The organism is Tomitella cavernea (genome assembly GCF_016599145.1).
Lineage (GTDB): Bacteria > Actinomycetota > Actinomycetes > Mycobacteriales > Mycobacteriaceae > Tomitella > Tomitella cavernae.
The window spans coordinates 1-18906 of record NZ_JAENKO010000046.1 but is presented as its reverse complement, the minus strand read 5'-3'; the positions used below and the strand labels follow the sequence as shown (position 1 = coordinate 18906).

Sequence of the window (18906 nt, the reverse complement as noted above, 5' to 3'; positions counted from 1 at the left end):
CTCGACTGCCCGGCGTCCTACACTTCGACCCCGAACGGCAGCGTGAAGCGGATATCGCCCTCGACGATGTCGCGCATGTCGGGGATGCCATTGCGGAATTGCAGCGTCCGCTCGAGTCCCATGCCGAACGCGAATCCGGAGTACACCTCGGGGTCGATGCCGCACGCGATGAGCACGTTCGGGTCGACCATCCCGCAGCCGCCCCATTCCACCCAGCCGGCGCCGCCCTTCTTGCGGGGGAACCAGACGTCGACCTCCGCGGAGGGCTCGGTGAACGGGAAGTAGTTGGGGCGCATGCGGGTGCGCGTCTCCTCACCGAAGAGCGCGCGGGCGAACGCGTCGAGCGTGCCCTTGAGGTGGGCCATGGTCAGACCCTCGTCCACGGCCAGCCCCTCGATCTGCGAGAAGACCGGCGTGTGGGTGGCGTCGAGCTCGTCGGTGCGGAACGTCCGCCCCGGGCACACCACGTACAGCGGCAGGTCTCGGCTCAGCATCGAGCGCACCTGGACCGGCGAGGTGTGCGTGCGCATCACCTGCCGGGAGCCCTCCGGCGCAATGTGGAAGGTGTCCTGCATGGTGCGCGCAGGGTGATCCGGCAGGAAGTTGAGGGCATCGAAGTTGAAGTGCTCGGTCTCCACCTCCGGCCCGTCTGCCACCTCCCAGCCCATGCCGACGAAGACGTCGGTGATCTGTTCGGAAATCAGCGTGATGGGGTGCCGCGCGCCGACGGGCCGGCGGGTCGACGGCGCGGTGACGTCGATCGCCTCGGAGACCAGGACGGCCGCGTCGCGCTCGGCGAGCAACACCGTGCGGCGCGCCTCGTAGGCCTTGTGCACACGTCCCATCGCCATATTGACGGCCCGCCCCGCGTCCTTGCGGTCGCCCTTGGGCAGCGAACCCAGCCCGCGCTTGGCCGACGGCAGGACCGCCCGGTCACCCAGGTGGGCGTGCCGGGCCTCCGCGAGACCGTCCAGGTCCGTAGAGCCGGCGAACGCCGCCTCGGCCGATTCCGCGGCGGCGGTCAGCCGCTCCTCGGCGTAATCGGACCGCGATACGGCGGCCTGCGCGTCCTGCTCGGTCTCCACAGCCACAGGGGAACACTCCTCGTCGGTTCTCGGCCGGCCCCAGGCCGGCGGCATACATGAAGTTTATGGGACCCGCGGGGCAGGGCCGTCAGCCACGGGTGCCCGCGCGCCGTTGCGCACGGGCGGACGCGTGCAGGCAGATCGCCGCCGCGGTGGCCAGGTTGAGGCTCTCCGCGCGTCCCCCGATGGGGATCCGCACGCGATGATCCGCGGATGCCGCGTCCTCGGCGCCCAGTCCATGCGCCTCGTTGCCGAACAGCCACGCGGTGGGTCCGGCCAGCAGCCCGTCGGCGTCGTCGATGTCCACCTCGCCATCGGCGGCGGTGGCCAGAATCCGCACGCCCCTGGCGCGCATGTCCGCCAGCACTCCCGCCGTGTCGCGTCTGCGTGTGATCGGCACGTGGAAGACGCTGCCCGCCGACGAGCGCACGCATTTGCCGTTATGCGGGTCGACGCTGTCGCCGGCGAGTACGACGGCGCGCGCTCCCATCGCGTCGGCGATCCGGATGATCGTCCCCGCGTTGCCGGGGTCCGCGACGCCCACGGGGACCGCGACAAGCCCGGGCGTGGACGCGCCCAGCGCCTCGTCGAGGCCGACGTCGAGGAGGCGGCACACCGCGACGATGCCAGGCGGGGTGACCGTTTCGGACAGGCGCGCGGCCGCTCGTTCGGACACCGGCCGGACCGGGATGCCGTGGGCCTGTGCCTGGGCGAGTGCATCGTGATGGGCGGGCCGCTCGGCCGCCGACGCGTTATAGAAGATCTCGGTGCAGACGGGCTCCGCCGCGTCCCCGCCGCCGTCGGACGCCAGTGCGGAGATCACCGCGTTGGTGCCTTCCGCCAGGAACAGGCCGCGGCGGCGGCGTTCCGGCGCGCGGTGGAGCTTGACAGCCGACACGACCCGCGGGTTCCGCTCCGAGAGCGGGTCCGCGGGCCGTGTTCCGGCATCCGTGCCCCGTGCCGAGCCGTCCGTGCTCCGGGGTGCCAATGCGGGTGCGTCCTTCCGTGCGACCGTGGGCCGGTCCGTCAGGCGGCGTCGCCGGCCGGGGCGTTGACGTCGGCAGGCAGCGCCGCCTTGGCCACGGCGATGAGGCCGGCGAAGGCCTCCGGGTCCGCAACGGCCAGCTCGGCCAGGTTCTTGCGGTCCACCTCGACATCGGCGGCCTTGAGGCCCTGGATGAAGCGGTTGTAGGTCATGTCGTTGGCGCGGGCCGCGGCGTTGATGCGCGCGATCCACAGCTTGCGGAAGTCTCCCTTGCGCGCCCGGCGGTCGCGGTAGGAGTAGGTCATCGAGTGGAGCATCTGCTCCTTGGCCTTGCGGTACAGCCGCGAACGCTGACCGCGGTAGCCCTTCGTGGACTCGAGAACCGTACGACGCTTCTTCTGGGCGTTGACCGCCCTTTTCACGCGTGCCACTTGAAAGATCCTGTCGAACTCAGGGGCGCTGCGCGCCCGGAGGGGATGTCGGGACTACTGCCGCTGCGAACGGCGACCGGTCACTTGCCGAGCAGGCGCTTGACGCGGGCCGTGTCGTTCTTGTGCACGTCGGTAGTGCCTTCCAGACGCCGGGTGCGGCGTGACGACTTGTGCTCGAGCAGGTGACGGCGGCCGGCGCGCTCACGACGGAGCTTGCCGCTGCCGGTGACCTTGAAGCGCTTGGCGGTGCCGCTGTGGGTCTTGGCCTTAGGCATGGAATCCTCGAACTTTCATGGTTGTTTGCCCTCCCCGGCCGCGGTCGCGCTCGGTCCGCGCCCCGGTGGGGGTCCTGTCGTAATCGGACCGCAGCGCCTACGCGCCGGCCCCCTGCGCATCCGCCGACTGCTTACCGCTGCGGCCGCGACCGCCGCCGTCCTGTTTGGTCTGACCGCGCGTCTTGGCGTTCTTGTGCGGAGCCACGACCATCGTCATGTTGCGGCCGTCCTGCTTGGCCGGGGTCTCGACGAAGCCGAGCTCCTCGATGTCGGAGGCGAGACGCTGCAGCAGCCGGAAGCCCAGCTCCGGGCGCGACTGCTCGCGGCCGCGGAACATGATCGTGACCTTGACCTTGGAGCCCTGCTCGAGGAAGCGGACGACATTCTTCTTCTTGGTCTCGTAGTCGTGATCGTCGATCTTGGGCCGGAGCTTCTGCTCTTTGATCACGGTCTGCTGCTGGTTACGGCGCGACTCCCGGGCCTTCTGCGCGGCCTCGTACTTGAACTTGCCGTAATCCATGATCTTGCACACCGGCGGACGGGCCGTGGGCGCGACCTCGACCAGATCCAGGTCCGCCTCCACTGCCAGCCGGAGTGCATCCTCGACACGCACGATCCCGACCTGCTCTCCGCCCGGCCCGACGAGACGGACCTCCGGTACACGGATGCGGTCGTTGATGCGGTTGTCAGCGCTGATGGGGCCTCCTCGGTAGGTACTGCGTTCTCTGCACGGCCGCGAGCAACACCACAGAATCCACCGCCGGCACGCGCGCCGACGAAATGGCGCCTCACCTCAGCAGTAAGGCCCCTGCGCATGCCCGGGCTGACGCCCGGACCCGCGAGGGGCCCGTCACCGACCGTTCCACGGCCCGCCGCGCGAAGGGCCTGGGTCTGCGCAGCGCCTGCAGCGGCGCACGCAATCCACGAGGGCCCGCGCGGACGCGGGGTGGACCGGACCGCACAACCGTCGTATCCGTCGCCGCCGAGGGCGTCGCGGTACAGTCGTCGAACGGTGGGAGCGGGACTCCACTTGTTGCCCCCGGTTGCTCCGGGGGCGGTCGTGAATGCAAGGCTACCAGGCATGACCGATCACCCCCAGCCGGCCCCCGTCCCCGGCGCAGATTCCCCTGCCGACGCCGAGGCGCCCGTCCGCGCACTCGATTCCATCCCCGCCATCGAGGTGATCTCCCGCGCCGCCGTCATGCTGATGAGCGCTGCCGCGGAGAAACTGGGCCTCGCCGACGAGGATCCGGAGGCCAGCCCGCACCGCGACCTCGACGAAGCGCGGCGGCTGATCCAGGCGCTCGCGGGCCTGATCACCGAATCCGCAGAGTACCTCGGGCCGCACGCCGCCCCCTTGCGTGACGGCCTGCAATCGCTGCAGCGCGCGTTCCGCGAATCCTCCGCCATCCCCGACGAGCCCGGCAAGGGCCCCGGCGAGCACCTCACCGGCCCGGTCCGGTGAGTTCTCCTCGCGCCCTGCGCCGCCACGCGTCATACTCGGTGTCATGAGTGCGCACGCCCGGACTCCCGCCGCCCAGGCCGTCGGCCTGGTCAAGACCTACGGTTCCGGAGCCACGGCGGTGGTGGCGTTGGGCGGAGAAGACCTGGCAGGGGTGGACCTCACGCTTCCGCGAGGTGAGTTCACGGCGATCATGGGCCCGTCGGGTTCCGGCAAATCGACCCTGATGCACTGCCTCGCCGGCCTGGACTCCCCCACGTCCGGCTCGGTGCGCGTCGGCGAGACCGAACTGCGCGGCCTGGGCGACAAGGAGCTCACCGCACTCCGACGCGACCGGATCGGCTTCGTGTTCCAGTCGTTCAACCTGGTGCCCACGCTCACCGCCGCGGAGAACATCACCCTGCCCGTGGACATCGCCGGGCGCACGGTGGACCGCGATCGCTACGACGGCGTGATCGACCGCCTCGGGCTGCGCGACCGCCTCGGGCACCGCCCGTCCGAGCTCTCCGGCGGGCAGCAGCAGCGCGTCGCATGCGCCCGGGCCCTCGTCGGGGCCCCCGAGCTGGTCTTCGGCGACGAACCCACCGGCAACCTCGACTCACGCTCGTCCGGCGAGGTCCTCGGCATCCTGCGCGACGCGGTGGACAGGCTGGGCCACACCGTGGTCATCGTCACCCACGAACCGGCGGCCGCCGCCTACGCAGACCGCGTCGTGTTCCTTGCCGACGGGCGCATCGTCGGCGAGATGCGCGATCCCACCGCCGACACCGTGCTGGACCGGATGAAGGTCCTGGATTCGTGACCCCCGCGCGGGCCCGGGCGGGCGGGGGGCGCGACCCGGCACTTCGCCGGGTCGCGCTGCGCACTCTCGCCGCCAACCGGGTTCGGTTGGCGCTCACCGTGATCGCCGTGGTCCTCGGCACCGCGTTCGTCGCCGGATCCTTCGTCTTCACCGACACCTTGCACAAGGCGTTCGACGGGGTGTTCGCCGACGTGGCCGAGGGCGTCGACGTGCAGGTCTCCACGGAGCACCCGGGCGCGGGCGGCGTCCCCGACTCGTACGGTCCCCTGCTCCGCGGCCTCCCGCACGTCGCGGAGGTGACCCCGCAGATCTCCGGGCCCCTGGTACTGGTCGACGCCCGAGGACGGCCCGTCCAGACCGGCGGCGCCCCCAGCATGGGCCTGTCCTACACCCCGCCCGGGAAGGCGCCGGGGGACCCGGAGCCCATCGTGGCGGGCGCGCCGCCTTCCGCCGACGGCGAGGTGATGCTCAACGACGGCGCCGCGCGCGCGGCGGGCCTGCACGTGGGCGACCGCACACAGGTGCTCGTCCCTGCAAAGGGGCTCCAGGACGTCACCGTCACCGGGATCTACGCCCCCGCTGCGGACACCGGCGGCTACGTGGGGATCGAATTCACCGCGGAACAGGCCCGGGCCCTGTTCACTGACGGCTCCCACGTCGGGGCGTTCCAGGTGGCCGCCACCCCCGGGACCGCACCCGCGACGCTGCGCGACGAGGTCGCCGCGGCCCTGCCCGACACCCCGGAGATGCGGGTCGAGACCGGCGCGCAGGTGCGCGAGCGCGTGCAGTCGCAGCTGGACGACGCGCTGCGCTTCGTCAACTACTTCCTGCTCGCCTTCGGCGCGATCGCGCTGCTCGCCGGGACCTTCATCATTTACAACACCTTCTCGATGATCGTCGCGCAGCGCATGCGCGAGCTGGCGCTGCTGCGGGCCGTCGGCGCAGGCCGTCGGCAGATCCGCCGCTCGGTGCTGGGCGAGGCGGCGGCGGTGGGCCTGGCGGGCAGCGCGGTGGGCCTCGCCGCCGGGATCGGGCTGGCCTACGGGCTGCGCGCAGCCCTCAATGCCGCCGACCTGGGCCTGCCCCGCGGTGACCTGGCCGTGACAGCGAGGACGGTGGTGGCCGCGCTGGCGCTCGGGGCGTTCGTCACCGTCGCCAGCGCCTGGGTGCCGGCGCGGCGTGCGTCCGCGGTGCCGCCTGTGGCCGCGATGCGCGCGGAGTTCGCGTCCACCGGGACGTCGCTGCGCCGGCGCACGGCGGTCGGCGCGCTAGGGATCGCCGGCGGCACGGTCGCGCTCCTGCTCGGCGCGACGGCGGAGACGACCCCCGTCGCCGCGTCGGTCGTCGGAGCCGGCGCGGCCACCGTGCTGGTCGGCGCGCTGCTGGTCTCGCCCGCGCTGTCCTCGCCGGTGATCCGGATCCTCGGCGCCGCCGTCCCACGGGTGTTCGGCGCCCCCGGACGCCTCGCCGTCACCAACGCGACCCGCAACCCCCGCCGCACCTCGGCGACCGGGTTCGCCCTCACGCTCGGGCTCATGCTCGTCACCCTCATCGGCGTGTTCGGGGCCTCCGCCCGCAGCAGCGTGGACGCGCTCATCGACACCGGGATCCGCGCGGACTTCGTCCTCACCGGCATCGGGCCTTCCGGCATCCCGCCGCGCGCCGCCGACGCCGCCGCGGCGGCCCCCGGCGTGGGAGAAGTGGTCCGGTTCCACCCCGTGCGCGCGGAACTGGACGGCGCATCGACCGCCGGACTCGCCGCCTCGGGCCCGGTGGCGGATCTCCTGCGGCTGGACATCGTCTCCGGGAACTCCGAGCTCACCGGCGACGGGATGCTCGTGTCCACCGACGCCGCCGCCCGCCACGGCTGGACTGTCGGCGACGCCGTCGAGCTGACCGGGCCGGACGGCACCGTGTTCCGCAACGTCGTCCGCGGCACGTACGCACCACAGTCCGCGCTGGGCGACTGGGTGGTCGGCGAGTCCGCCTACCACGCGCTCGCGCCAGCGCTCGCCCGCCGCGATGTCCTCATGCTCGTCGACGCCGCGCCCGGCGTCACCCCGGCCGCATTGCGGGAATCGCTGACGGCGGCCACCGACCCGTACCTGGTGGTGCAGGTGCAGGACCGCGACGAATTCCGCGGTGCGCAGGCCCGGCAGATCGACCAGATGCTGGCCGTACTCTACGGTCTGCTGTCGCTCGCGATCGTCATCGCGGTGCTGGGGATCGTCAACACGCTCGCGCTCTCGGTGGTCGAACGGCGCAGGGAGATCGGCATGCTCCGCGTCATCGGCACGCATCGCGCCCAGGTGCGCCGGACCGTGTACATCGAGTCGACGCTCATCGCCGTGTACGGGGCGGTGGTGGGCGTCGTACTGGGCATTGCCTTCGGGGCCGCGTTCGTGCACGCGCTGCGCAACGAGGGGATCGATCGCCTCGCCATCCCCTGGGTCCAGTCGCTGGCGATGCTCGCCGGCGCCGCCGCCGTGGGCGTGGCGGCGGCGGTGTGGCCGGCGTCCCGCGCTTCGCGCACCGACCCGCTCACGGCGATCGACGAGCCGTGAGGCGGCCGGCGATCAGCGCAGCATCGGCTTGAGGAACCGGCCCGTGTAGCTCTCGGCCGCCGCGGCGATGTCCTCGGGCGTGCCGGACGCGACGACGGTGCCCCCGCCGGCCCCGCCCTCCGGGCCCATGTCGATGATCCAGTCGGATGTCTTGACCACGTCCAGGTTGTGCTCGATGACCAGGACGGTGTTGCCCTTGTCCACCAGGCCGCCGATCACCGCGAGCAACTTGCGGATGTCCTCGAAATGCAGGCCCGTGGTGGGCTCGTCGAGCACGTAGACGGTACGCCCGTTGGAACGCTTCTGCAGCTCCGCGGCCAGCTTGACGCGCTGCGCCTCGCCGCCGGACAGCGTCGGCGCGGGCTGGCCCAGGCGCACGTATCCCAGGCCGACGTCGACGAGGGTTGCGAGATACCGGTGGATCGACGTGATCGGCTTGAAGAACTCCGCCGCCTCCTCGATGGGCATCTCGAGGACCTCGGCGATCGTCTTGCCCTTGTACCGCACCTCGAGCGTCTCGCGGTTGTACCGGGCGCCATGGCACACCTCGCACGGAACGTAGACGTCCGGGAGGAAGTTCATCTCGATCTTCAAGGTGCCGTCGCCCGAGCACGCCTCGCAGCGCCCGCCCTTGACGTTGAACGAGAACCGTCCGGGCTGGTAGCCGCGCACCTTGGCCTCCGTCGTGGCGGCGAATAGCGATCGGATCTTGTCGAACACGCCCGTGTAGGTGGCGGGGTTGGATCGGGGGGTCCGGCCGATCGGCGACTGGTCCACCTGCACGAGCTTGTCCAGGTTGTCCAGGCCGGTGACCCGCTTGTGCCGCCCCGGCACCTGCCGCGCGCCGTTGAGCCGGTTGGCCAGCACGGTGGACAGGATAGTGTTGACCAGCGTCGATTTGCCCGAGCCGGACACGCCCGTGATCGTGGTGAGGACGCCGAGCGGAAAGGCGACGTCGATGTCGCGCAGGTTGTTCTCGCGTGCGCCGACGACCGTGAGCATCCGCTCGGGCTCCACCGGACGGCGGGCCTCGGGCAGCGGGATCCGCTCACGCCCGGCGAGATACGCACCCGTGAGCGATTCCGGGTTGTCGAGCAGATCCGCGAAGCCGCCGCTGTGGACGATCCTGCCGCCGTGCTCACCTGCCATCGGCCCGATGTCGACGATCCAATCGGAGGCGCGGATGGTGTCCTCGTCGTGCTCGACCACGATGAGCGTATTGCCCAGGTCACGCAACCGTGACAGGGTCTCGAGCAGCCGATGGTTGTCGCGCTGATGCAGCCCGATCGACGGCTCGTCAAGCACGTACAGCACCCCCACCAGGCCTGAGCCGATCTGTGTGGCGAGGCGGATGCGCTGCGCCTCCCCGCCCGAGAGCGTGGCCGCCGGCCGCTCCAGCGACAGGTACTCGAGACCCACGTCCAGCAGGAATCCCAGGCGTGCCTGCACCTCGCGCAGCACCTGGCCCGCGATGGCCTCCTCGCGCCTGCCCAAGGTGAGGCTGCCCAGGAACTTCGCGCATTCGGAAATCGACAGGGCACAGACCTCGGCGATGGATTTGCGCCCGCTCTGCCCGCCGGACAGCGTCACCGACAGGATCTCCGGGCGCAGACGCGCCCCCCCGCACGCAGGGCACGGGACGTCGCGCATATAGCCCTCGTAGCGCTCCTTCATCTGCTCCGACTCGGTCTGCTCCAGCCGGCGGTGCAGAAACGGGATCACGCCCTCAAAGGCCGCATAGTAGGAGCGGGTGCGGCCGTAGCGGTTGCGATACCGCACGTGCACCTGGGCATCGCTGCCGTGCAGCACCGCGGTCCGCACCTTCTTGGGCAGCGACCGCCAGGGCGCGTCGACGTCGAACTCGAGCTCCCCCGCCAGGCCGGACAGCAGCCGGCCGAAGTACTCGGCGCTCTGGCCCGTCGACCACGGCGCCACCGCGCCCCCGGCGAGGCTCAGGTCCGGATCCGGCACCACCAGGTCCGGGTCGACTTCCTTGTGGATGCCCAGGCCCGCGCACTCCGGACACGCGCCGTACGGGGAGTTGAAGGAGAACGACCGGGGCTCGAGATCGTCGATGGCCAGCGCGTGACCGTTGGGACAGGCCAGCTTCTCCGAGAACCTGCGCAGGCGGTCCGGCGCGTCCTCGTCCCGGTCGACGAAATCGAGCACCACGATGCCGTCCGCCAGCCGCAGCGCGGTCTCCACCGAATCCGTCAGCCGTTGCTTGGCGGACGCCTTGACGGTGAGCCTGTCGACGACAACGTCGACGTCGTGCTTCTCCTGCTTCTTGAGCTTCGGCGGGTCGGTGAGCGGATAGACCTCCCCGTCCACGCGCACGCGGGCGAAACCCTGCGCCGCGAGCTGCTCGAACAGGTCCACGAACTCGCCCTTGCGTGTGCGCACCACCGGGGCCAGCACCTGGAATTTGGTGCGCTCCTGCATCTCCAGCACTTGGTCGACGATCTGCTGCGGAGTCTGCCGCGTGATGGGTTCGCCGCACTGAGGGCAGTGCGCCGAACCCGCACGCGCGTAGAGCAGCCGCAGGTAGTCGTACACCTCCGTGATGGTGCCCACCGTCGACCGCGGATTGCGGTTGGTGGACTTCTGATCGATCGACACGGCCGGCGACAGGCCCTCGATGAAGTCGACGTCGGGCTTGTCCATCTGGCCGAGGAACTGCCGGGCATAGGCGGACAGCGACTCGACGTAGCGACGCTGCCCCTCCGCGAAGATGGTGTCGAACGCGAGCGACGACTTACCGGAACCGGAAAGCCCGGTGAACGCGATCATCGCGTCCCGCGGAAGATCCAGGTCCACGCCGCGCAGATTGTGCTCGCGGGCGCCCCGCACGATCAGCCGATCACTCACCGGTCACGTCCTCCCAGCGTGTTCGGTCCCGGACCCTTCCGGACACCACGTCTCTCGAACGCAGATTCTAACGGAACTGTTCCCCGGCTTCACCTTGGGACCCGACGCACCCCGGCGGGGGCACGACCGCGCGCGGGAAGAATCTGTAGCGTGTGGGAAATGACGACCGCACCGTTGAAGATCGCCGACGAGTACACGGGCACCCTCTCGCCCGGCGGAACACCCCAGCGCCGCACGCTGGGCGGAGCCACCATCATCAAGGCCTCTGTGGGCCCGATGGACAACAATGCCTACCTCGTCACCTGCACCGAGACCGGCTCCGCCGTGCTCATCGACGCGGCCAACGACTCCGAACACCTGATGCGCATCATCGACGAGAACGCCCCGGAGCTGAGCCTGATCGTCACCACCCACCGGCACCCGGACCATTGGCAGTCGCTCGAGGACGTCGTCGCCGGATTCGCCTCGCCCACCGCCGCCAGCGCGGTGGACGGCCCCGAGCTGCCGGTGACCCCGGACCGCACAGTGGGGCATGGGGACACACTCACCGTCGGCGCATTGACGTTCACGGTGATCGCACTCCGCGGCCACACCCCCGGGTCCATCGCCCTGTCGCTGAAGGCCGATGGCACCACGCACCTGTTCACCGGCGACAGCCTCTTCCCCGGTGGGCCGGGGAAGACAAGCGGAGCAGACGAATTCGGCTCACTGATGTCCGATCTCGAGCAGCGCGTATTCGGCGTTTACGACGACTCGACGGTGGTATATCCGGGGCACGGGGCCGACACGACGCTCGGCGCCGAGCGTCCGCACCTGACAGAATGGCGCGGACGCGGTTGGTGACCGCGACTCACCGCGATCTTTGCACCGCCGTGCACAGTGGCGTCCACAAGGGGCGCCGGACCAGGAGGTAGCCATGCTCGTCCGCAGAATCGCCCGGCCCATGCTCGCATCGATCTTCGTGGTGATGGGCGCGGACGCGGTCCGGGACCCGTCCGGACGCGCCGTCGCCGTGACAGGCTTCGCGGACACCTACCGCGACACGCTTCCCGGCGGCGTGCGCAGCGCACTCGAATCCGCCCCCGAGAACCTCGTCCGGGCGAACGGGATGGTGCAAGTCGGCGGCGGGCTCATGCTCGCCGTGGGCAAGTGCCCCCGCGCCGCCGCCGGCACCCTCGCCGGTTCCATGGCGCCGACCACCCTGATCGGCCACGACTTCTGGAACGAGACCGACCCCGCCCAGCGCAAGACGCAGATGGTCCAGTTCCTCAAGAACCTGGGCCTGACCGGCGGACTGCTGCTGGCCGCCGTCGACACCGAGGGCAGGCCGTCGCTCGGCTGGCGCGCTCGACGTGCAGCCCACAAGGTGCAAGAGGCCGTCGTCACCGCACGTCCGGACGACCGCGCGGAAGCCGCCTCGCGCCATGGCGCCGAACTCACCGAGGCCGCTGCCCAACGCGGGGCGGAGTGGGCGGATACGGCAAGACGGTGGGGCGGCGAGGTCGCCGATGCCGCGGGCTCCGCCGGACACCTGGGCTCCCAGTGGGCGGACTCCGCACTGCACCGCGGCGCGGGGTGGGCCGATACGGCGCGCAGACGCGGCCTCGAGTTGGCCGGCGCAGCGGAGGCCCGCGGCACAGATTGGGCGGACGCCGCCGGGGAATGGGCCGAGGCCGCGGGCCACAGAGGCAGCGAGTGGCTCGACCGAGCGCAGGCCGAGGCCCCGCAGCTGGGACGCCGGGCACAGGCACGCGCCGAGAAGGCGGCCCGCCGCTCCGCACGGGCGGCCGGCGGTCTGTCCGACGAGGTCAAGCGGAGCGGCATCCTCGGCCGGTCGAGGTAACCCCGGCATCTCGTCTAGACTGGCGTGTCGCCGTCCAGTGCCCGGCCCGTCGGCCGCGCGTGCGTTTCGGCCCCAGTATCCGCCCGTCAGGAGAGTGCACCCCCGCCTTGTCCGACAATGCACCTGCAGAACCCCCGGTGTCCGCCGAAATCACGCGGGAGCAGCGCGCGCTCGACGCCATGTACACCCGGCTGGACCGACTGCGCGGCTACACGCGTGAACGTTTGAGTCGGGTGCTCCTCGAGAGCGGCGGCACCCCCCAGGCCCGCTCGGAACGCGAGTCTTATACACAGCTCTACACCGACGACATCGTCCGGTACGACGCCGCCGAGCACGGGTTGTGCTTCGGCCGCCTCGACATGGACGACGGCGAGACCCGGCACGTCGGCAGGATCGGCATCCGCGACGAGGACGACTACGCCACCCCACTGCTTCTGGATTGGCGCGCGCCGCTGGCCCGCCCGTTCTACCTGGCCACCGCGCTGTCCCCGGACCGGGTGGCGCGCCGTCGGCATCTGCGCACCCGCAACCGCCGCGTCACCGGGCTCAGCGACGAGCACCTCAGCGGCGACTGCGACACCGCACCGGCCGCCGCCGGAGATGCGGCGTCGGCCGGAGTCGCCGGCGAGGAGGCGCTTCTGGCTGCCCTCGGGCAGGCGCGGACCGGACGGATGTCCGACATCGTCGAGACGATCCAGGGCGAGCAGGACACGATCATCCGGTCCGGCCATCGCGGAGTCCTCGTCGTCCAGGGCGGCCCCGGCACCGGCAAGACCGCAGTGGCCCTGCACCGGGCCGCCTACCTGCTCTACACGCACCGCAAACAGCTCGCACGCAGCGGCGTGCTCGTGATCGGGCCCAACCCGACTTTCCTCGAGTACATCGCCCGCGTGCTGCCCTCGCTGGGCGAGACCGGCGTGCTGCTGTCCACCATCGGCGACCTGTACCCCGGGGTCACAGCCTCCACGGCCGATGATCGCACCGCCGCTGCGGTGAAGGGCTCGCTCGACGTGATCGCCGTGCTCAAGAAGGCCGTCCGCGACCGCCAGACCGTGCCCGACGAACCGGTCATCGTGCGGTTCGACGGCTACCCTCTGCGCATCGACAGGAAGACGTGCACGAAGGCCCGGGGACGTGCGCGTTCATCCCGGCGCCCGCACAACTTGGCACGTCCGCTGTTCCGGTCGATGGTCATCGACGCGCTGGCCGATCAGCTGGCAGAGGCCATCGGCACCAGCGTCGTCGACGGCTCGAACCTGCTCAGTACCGCGGACCTGGCCGACATCCGGCGCGACCTGCGCCAGGACGAGGCTGTGCGCGCCGAGATCGACGCGCTGTTCCCGGAGCTCACCCCGCAGCAGGTGCTCACGGACCTGTTCGCCTCCGAGGACCGGCTCCGTTCTGCGGCCCCCGCTCTCGACGACGAGCAGGTCGCGGCCGTGGTGCGCCCGGCCGCGTCCGGGTTCAGCGACGCCGACGCGCCGCTGCTGGACGAACTGGCGGAGCTGCTCGGCGTCGACGATTCCGCCGAGCACGAGCGCGAACGCTCCCGGTGGCGCAGGCAGATCGCCGACGCGCAGGGGGCGCTCGACATCCTCACCGGCTCCGCCCCCCAGGACCTCGAGGACGAGTTGGATCCCGAGATCCTCATGGCCTACGACCTGATCGACGCCGGCGAGCTGGCCCGCCGCCACGACACCGCGGAGAGCCGCACCGCCGCCGAGCGTGCGGCGGAGGACCGGACCTGGGCCTTCGGCCACGTGATCGTGGACGAGGCGCAGGAGTTGTCCCCCATGGCGTGGCGCATGCTCATGCGCCGCTCGCCCAACCGCTGGATGACGGTGGTGGGCGACACCGCGCAGACGGGCGCCGTCGACGGCGCCGCCGCGTGGGACGACATGCTCTCGCCGTACGTTGCGCAACGCTGGCGCCTGGCCGAGCTCACCGTCAACTACCGGACGCCCGGGGAGATCATGGCAGTGGCGGCCCCGCTGCTCGCCGCCATCGACCCCGATCAGACTCCACCGGTGTCCGTGCGTGATTCGGGGCATGCCCCGGAGAGCATCGCCACCGAGGCGGAGCGGATCGACGAGTCCGTCGCCGCCGTCGTCGCCGCACTGCCCCTTGTCGGCACCGCGGCAGTGCTGTGCCCGCCGGACCTGGTCGACCGCCTGCGACACCTCGGCGGCGAGCGCGTCGAGGTGATGCCCGTGGCGTACGTCAAGGGCCTCGAGTTCGATTCCGTTATCGTCGTCGAACCGGACGCGATCATCGCCGGGTCCGAGCGCGGCCGCGCCGACCTGTACGTCGCGTTGACGCGCGCGACCCAGCGCCTGGCCGTAGTGCACAGCCGGACGCTGCCGGATGAGCTCACCGGGCTGCGGGCAGTCGGCGACGGCGCCGCACCCCCGGCCTCCGCAGCAGCCCAGGACACGATGCGCGCCGCTGCGGGGGCCGCCCGGTGACGGGTAGACGCACGGCGGCCGGGGCTCGTGCATTGCTCCCCGCAGTGGCGCTCGTCCCCGCGGTGGCGCTCGTCCCCGCGGTGGCGCTCCTGGCCGCGTGCACATCGGGCGGCGACGCGGGGGCCGCCGCCGCAACGTCACCGACCACGCCTGCGACCGCGGCGACGGCCGCGGCCGCGCAGCACCCAGCCGCCCGGGAGACGGGCCGGACGATGGCCGCACCGGCAGCAGACTTCACGCGCGCCCTCACCGACCGCGGCGTGCCCGCCGCGGAGATGGGCGACGCCGCGACGCTCGCGCAATTGGCACGCGGGATCTGTGCCCAAGTCACCGCGGGCATGCCGGATGCGGAGATCCGGGGACACCTGGGCCCTGTGCTCCGCTACGCACAGTCGCTGGTGGACGACGCGATGAACGAAGACCAGCTCGCCGCCTCGTTCATAGATTCCGCACGGCAGGCCGGCTGCTGAATCGGCGCGGCGGAATCAGCGGAGGCCGCCCGGCGGGCGGCCACAAGCCCGCTCTTCCCGTCCGCAGTCAGCGCACGGTGTGCACGATGAGGACGTCGCAGTGCGCCTTGCGTGCCGCGTCCGAGGGCACCGACCCGAGCAGCCGGCCGGTGATCGTGTTCAACCCGCGGTTGCCGACCACCAGCAGGTCTGCAGACACGTCGTTGGTCAGCTTCAGCAGCGATTCCACCGGCGGCCCGACGATGGAACGCTCCTCGATGTTCGTCGCACCCGCCCCACGCGCCCGTTCGTTGGCGGTGCGCAGGATCTCGTAGGTCGGGGCTGCTCCATGTACCTGGTAGGCGTCCTCGCGGAGCTGGTCGGAGGCCGACTCCACACTGCGCGGGTCCGACGGGAAATATGCACAGGCGATGACGAGCTTGGCCGTCGACCCGGCGATACTCGCGGCGCGCTGCACTGCCTTCAGGGACGATTCCGACCCGTCGGTCCCCACCACGACGGTCGTGTATTCGCTCATGCGTTCCTCCATGTCGGGGCGGCGGTCCCGCGGCATGCGCCGCGCCGGTCCCGTGCCCGGCGGTTCCTGATGCGACGGCCGCCCGTTCGACCACCGCGTGTGCGGTTCCCCCGCAGCACGGCCTGATCGCCGCGCCGCGGCGTCCCGCGTCCCCAGGTGACCTTATCGTCAGTCGGCCGTCCACACATACTTTTGCGTGGCACCGCCTACGGCGGGTCTCAGCTGATGCCGGCCTCGTCCATTCCGCGCAGTTCCTTCTTGAGTTCTCCGACCTCGTCGCGCAGCCGTGCGGCCAGCTCGAACTGGAGGTCACGGGCGGCCGTCATCATCTGGTCGGTGAGCTCCGAGATGAGATCGGCCAGCTCGGCCCGCGGCATCGACGCAGTGTCGCGGCCCTCGTAGATGCCGGCGCTCACCGCCCTGCCCGCCTCCCCCTGAGCGCGCCGGCCGCGGCTCGCGTTGCGCCCGGAACCGCCCACATCCACCAGCTGGTCGACGTCGTCGGCCTCTTCGTAGACGCGGTCAAGGATGTCCGCGATCTGCTTGCGCAACGGCGTGGGATCGATGCCGTGCTCGGTGTTGTAGTCGATCTGCTTCTCGCGGCGACGCTCGGTCTCCTCGATGGCCTGCGCCATCGAATCGGTGATGCGGTCCGCATACATATGGACCTCGCCGGAGACGTTGCGTGCCGCACGCCCGATGGTCTGGATGAGGCTGCGGGTACTGCGCAGGAAGCCCTCCTTGTCCGCGTCGAGGATCGCCACCAGCGAAACCTCGGGCAGGTCCAGCCCCTCGCGCAGCAGATTGATGCCCACCAGCACGTCGTACTCGCCCAGGCGGAGCTCACGCAGCAGCTCCACGCGACGGAGCGTGTCGATGTCCGAGTGCAGGTATCGCACGCGTATGCCGAGGTCGAGCAAATAGTCGGTGAGGTCCTCGGCCATCTTCTTGGTCAGCGTGGTGACCAAGACGCGCTCGTCGCGGGCCGTGCGTCCCCGGACTTGCTCCACGAGGTCGTCGATCTGGCCGTCTGTGGGCTTGACCACCACCTTGGGGTCCACAAGACCCGTCGGCCGGATCACCTGTTCGACGAACTCGCCGCCGGTGCGGCCCATCTCGTAGTCGCCCGGGGTGGCCGACATGTACACCGTCTGCCCCACCCTGTCTGTGAACTCATCCCAGGTCAGCGGCCGGTTGTCGGTGGCCGACGGCAAGCGGAACCCGAAATCCACCAGGTTGCGTTTGCGGGACATGTCACCCTCGTACATCGCGCCGATCTGCGGCACGGTGACGTGCGACTCGTCGATCACCAGCAGGAAGTCTTCGGGGAAGTAGTCGAGCAGCGTCGCGGGTGCCGAGCCGGCCGGGCGCCCGTCGATGTGCCGCGAGTAGTTCTCGATGCCGGAGCAGAACCCGACTTGCCGGATCATCTCGAGGTCGTAGTTGGTGCGCATCCGCAGCCGCTGCGCCTCGAGCAGCTTGCCGCGGTTATCCAGGTCCGCCAGCCGCTGGTCGAGCTCGCCCTCGATGTCGCGCACCGCCCGCTCCATGCGCTCCGGGCCGGCCACGTAGTGCGTGGCGGGGAAGATCCGCAGTGCGTCGACCTTCTTCACCGCCTCGCCGGTGAGCGGGTTGAGGTAGTAGAGCGCGTCGATCTCGTCGCCGAAGAACTCGATGCGCACCGCCAGCTCCTCGTAGGCGGGAATGATGTCGACCGTGTCGCCCTTGACTCGGAACGACCCGCGCGTGAACGCCATGTCGTTGCGCGTGTACTGCACGTCCACGAGCAGCCGCAGCAGCTGGTCGCGCGGCACCTCCACGCCCACCTCCAGCGGGACGGAGCGGTCCAGGTAGGACTGCGGCGTGCCCAAGCCGTAAATGCAGGACACCGATGCGACCACGACGACGTCGCGGCGCGAGAGCAGGCTCGACGTGGCCGAGTGGCGCAGGCGCTCGACATCGTCGTTGATGGACGAATCCTTCTCGATGTAGGTGTCCGTCTGCGCGATGTACGCCTCCGGCTGGTAGTAGTCGTAGTACGAGACGAAGTACTCCACCGCGTTGTGCGGGAGCATCTCGCGCAGTTCGTTGGCCAGTTGCGCGGCGAGAGTCTTGTTGGGCGCCATGACCAGCGTGGGCCGCTGCACCTTCTCGATAAGCCAGGCCGCGGTGGCGGACTTGCCCGTGCCGGTGGCGCCGAGCAGAACGACGTCGCGCTCCCCGCCGTCCAGCCGCCCGGCGAGCTCGGAGATGGCCTTCGGCTGGTCGCCGGAGGGCGTGTACTCGCTGACGACCTCGAATCGGCCGTCGGCTCGCTCGATCGACCCGATGGGACGAAACTCCGACTGCGCGACTACGGGATGTTCCGACGCGAATGCCATGCACCCAGGCTAACCGTCGGGTCCGACAAACTCGCCGGGTCCTGCGCGCCGCCGAGCGCAGGCCGCGCGCATCGGGAGTATCGGGGTTATCACCGTCCGCGCGCCGCGGTGAGCTCCTCGATCTCACGCTCGACCTGGCCGCGGTAGCCGATGGCGTTCCAGTCGCCGGAGTCCGCTTCCTCGCCGAGCCGATGCAGGTCTTCGGTGAGCAGCATCCGCCCGCCGGTGCGGCCGACGAGACCGTCTATGCGGTCGTCCAACGATTCGGCACGCTGCGCGGCGTTCTCCGCGCGCAGCCCCGCGTCGAGCCGCTCCATCGCCTCCGCGATGCGGTCGAAGGACACGAGCCTTTCGACAAGCCTGTCCCAGACCGGCCGCAGGGCCCGCGAGCGCGCGTCGATCTCCCCGAGGGCACGCCCGCCTGAGGCCGCGGACCGGGCCGCCGCCAGCTCGCCGGCCAGGCTCTGGAGCTCCGCGGAGTCCCGCGCGAGCTCCACGAGCTCCCGTGCGAGGTCCACCCGGCCCCGGTGCACCGCGAACGCCTCTGAATTCCAAGCCTCCGAACGCCGAATCCTGTCGAAGTACCGGCCGCACAGGTACACGAGGGTGTCGTAGGAGTCGTGGAACGGCGCGCCCGGCTGCACGTGCGGCGCCTGCTCCCCCGCGCCCGCCCATCGTTCGATGCGCTGCAGCGCCGCCGGCGCCGCGGCCGCGGCGCCGCCGCGTGCACGGCCCTCGACCCGGTTGGCGGCGGCCCT

The 18906-nt window shown here is 70.9% G+C and carries 15 protein-coding genes and 1 pseudogene; 7 read left to right on the top strand and 9 right to left on the bottom strand.

All coding sequences use genetic code 11. The features are described 5' to 3' along the window. Positions 1 to 17: 17 nt before the first annotated feature. The 5 genes from pheS to infC all read right to left on the bottom strand — a co-directional run bounded on the left by pheS (position 18) and on the right by infC (position 3527). Positions 18 to 1139 (bottom strand): phenylalanine--tRNA ligase subunit alpha, encoded by a 1122-nt coding sequence (pheS, locus tag JJ683_RS14780; protein ID WP_200175236.1) that lies wholly within the window; start codon positions 1137 to 1139, stop codon positions 18 to 20. Between the two features lie 34 nt (positions 1140 to 1173). Next, complete coding sequence (locus JJ683_RS14775) at positions 1174 to 1983, bottom strand: TrmH family RNA methyltransferase (protein ID WP_307810957.1); 810 nt, start codon at positions 1981 to 1983, stop codon at positions 1174 to 1176. Positions 1984 to 2111: 128 nt separating this feature from the next. Then, positions 2112 to 2501, bottom strand: coding sequence for a 50S ribosomal protein L20 (gene rplT / locus JJ683_RS14770; RefSeq protein WP_200175234.1), 390 nt, complete (start codon positions 2499 to 2501; stop codon positions 2112 to 2114). Between the two features lie 80 nt (positions 2502 to 2581). Continuing rightward, complete coding sequence (rpmI, locus tag JJ683_RS14765) at positions 2582 to 2776, bottom strand: 50S ribosomal protein L35 (RefSeq protein ID WP_200175232.1); 195 nt, start codon at positions 2774 to 2776, stop codon at positions 2582 to 2584. A gap of 97 nt (positions 2777 to 2873) precedes the next feature. Further along, positions 2874 to 3527 (bottom strand): translation initiation factor IF-3, encoded by a 654-nt coding sequence (gene infC, locus JJ683_RS14760; RefSeq protein ID WP_207280258.1) that lies wholly within the window; start codon positions 3525 to 3527, stop codon positions 2874 to 2876. 330 nt (positions 3528 to 3857) lie between these two features. Here infC and JJ683_RS14755 point away from each other — a divergent pair, with 330 nt between their 5' ends. Genes JJ683_RS14755 through JJ683_RS14745 form a run of 3 tightly spaced genes read left to right on the top strand, consistent with a single transcriptional unit; the run spans position 3858 to position 7604 of the window. Then, complete coding sequence (locus JJ683_RS14755) at positions 3858 to 4241, top strand: DUF1844 domain-containing protein (RefSeq protein WP_200175229.1); 384 nt, start codon at positions 3858 to 3860, stop codon at positions 4239 to 4241. A 43-nt stretch (positions 4242 to 4284) separates the two neighbouring features. Then, positions 4285 to 5040 (top strand): ABC transporter ATP-binding protein, encoded by a 756-nt coding sequence (locus tag JJ683_RS14750; protein ID WP_200175227.1) that lies wholly within the window; start codon positions 4285 to 4287, stop codon positions 5038 to 5040. Beyond that, positions 5037 to 7604 carry an ABC transporter permease gene (locus JJ683_RS14745; protein WP_200175225.1) on the top strand — a complete coding sequence of 856 codons (2568 nt, stop codon included), beginning with the start codon at positions 5037 to 5039 and terminating at the stop codon, positions 7602 to 7604. Before JJ683_RS14750 ends, JJ683_RS14745 begins: the two co-directional genes overlap by 4 nt. A 12-nt stretch (positions 7605 to 7616) precedes the next feature. Here the strand turns inward: JJ683_RS14745 and uvrA are convergent, their stop codons facing one another. Beyond that, complete coding sequence (uvrA, locus tag JJ683_RS14740) at positions 7617 to 10472, bottom strand: excinuclease ABC subunit UvrA (RefSeq protein WP_200175223.1); 2856 nt, start codon at positions 10470 to 10472, stop codon at positions 7617 to 7619. A gap of 159 nt (positions 10473 to 10631) precedes the next feature. Here uvrA and JJ683_RS14735 point away from each other — a divergent pair, with 159 nt between their 5' ends. From JJ683_RS14735 to JJ683_RS14720, 4 genes are all read left to right on the top strand, one after another. After that, positions 10632 to 11315, top strand: coding sequence for an MBL fold metallo-hydrolase (locus JJ683_RS14735; protein WP_200175221.1), 684 nt, complete (start codon positions 10632 to 10634; stop codon positions 11313 to 11315). Positions 11316 to 11388: 73 nt separating this feature from the next. Then, positions 11389 to 12315 (top strand): DoxX family protein, encoded by a 927-nt coding sequence (locus JJ683_RS14730; RefSeq protein WP_200175220.1) that lies wholly within the window; start codon positions 11389 to 11391, stop codon positions 12313 to 12315. 137 nt (positions 12316 to 12452) lie between these two features. Then, on the top strand, positions 12453 to 14780 hold the full coding sequence (locus JJ683_RS14725; RefSeq protein WP_504739232.1) for a HelD family protein: 2328 nt from the start codon (positions 12453 to 12455) through the stop codon (positions 14778 to 14780). A 32-nt stretch (positions 14781 to 14812) separates the two neighbouring features. Beyond that, entirely contained in the window at positions 14813 to 15250 is a 438-nt protein-coding gene (locus tag JJ683_RS14720) for a DUF732 domain-containing protein (protein WP_200175219.1), read from the top strand. Between the two features lie 67 nt (positions 15251 to 15317). Here the strand turns inward: JJ683_RS14720 and JJ683_RS14715 are convergent, their stop codons facing one another. The 3 genes and pseudogenes from JJ683_RS14715 to JJ683_RS14705 all read right to left on the bottom strand — a co-directional run. Beyond that, positions 15318 to 15767 carry a universal stress protein gene (locus JJ683_RS14715; RefSeq protein ID WP_200175218.1) on the bottom strand — a complete coding sequence of 150 codons (450 nt, stop codon included), beginning with the start codon at positions 15765 to 15767 and terminating at the stop codon, positions 15318 to 15320. 218 nt (positions 15768 to 15985) lie between these two features. Continuing rightward, complete coding sequence (uvrB, locus tag JJ683_RS14710) at positions 15986 to 18148, bottom strand: excinuclease ABC subunit UvrB (RefSeq protein WP_200175217.1); 2163 nt, start codon at positions 18146 to 18148, stop codon at positions 15986 to 15988. A gap of 89 nt (positions 18149 to 18237) precedes the next feature. Continuing rightward, a pseudogene (locus JJ683_RS14705) lies at positions 18238 to 18906 on the bottom strand (hypothetical protein); the annotation flags it as partial.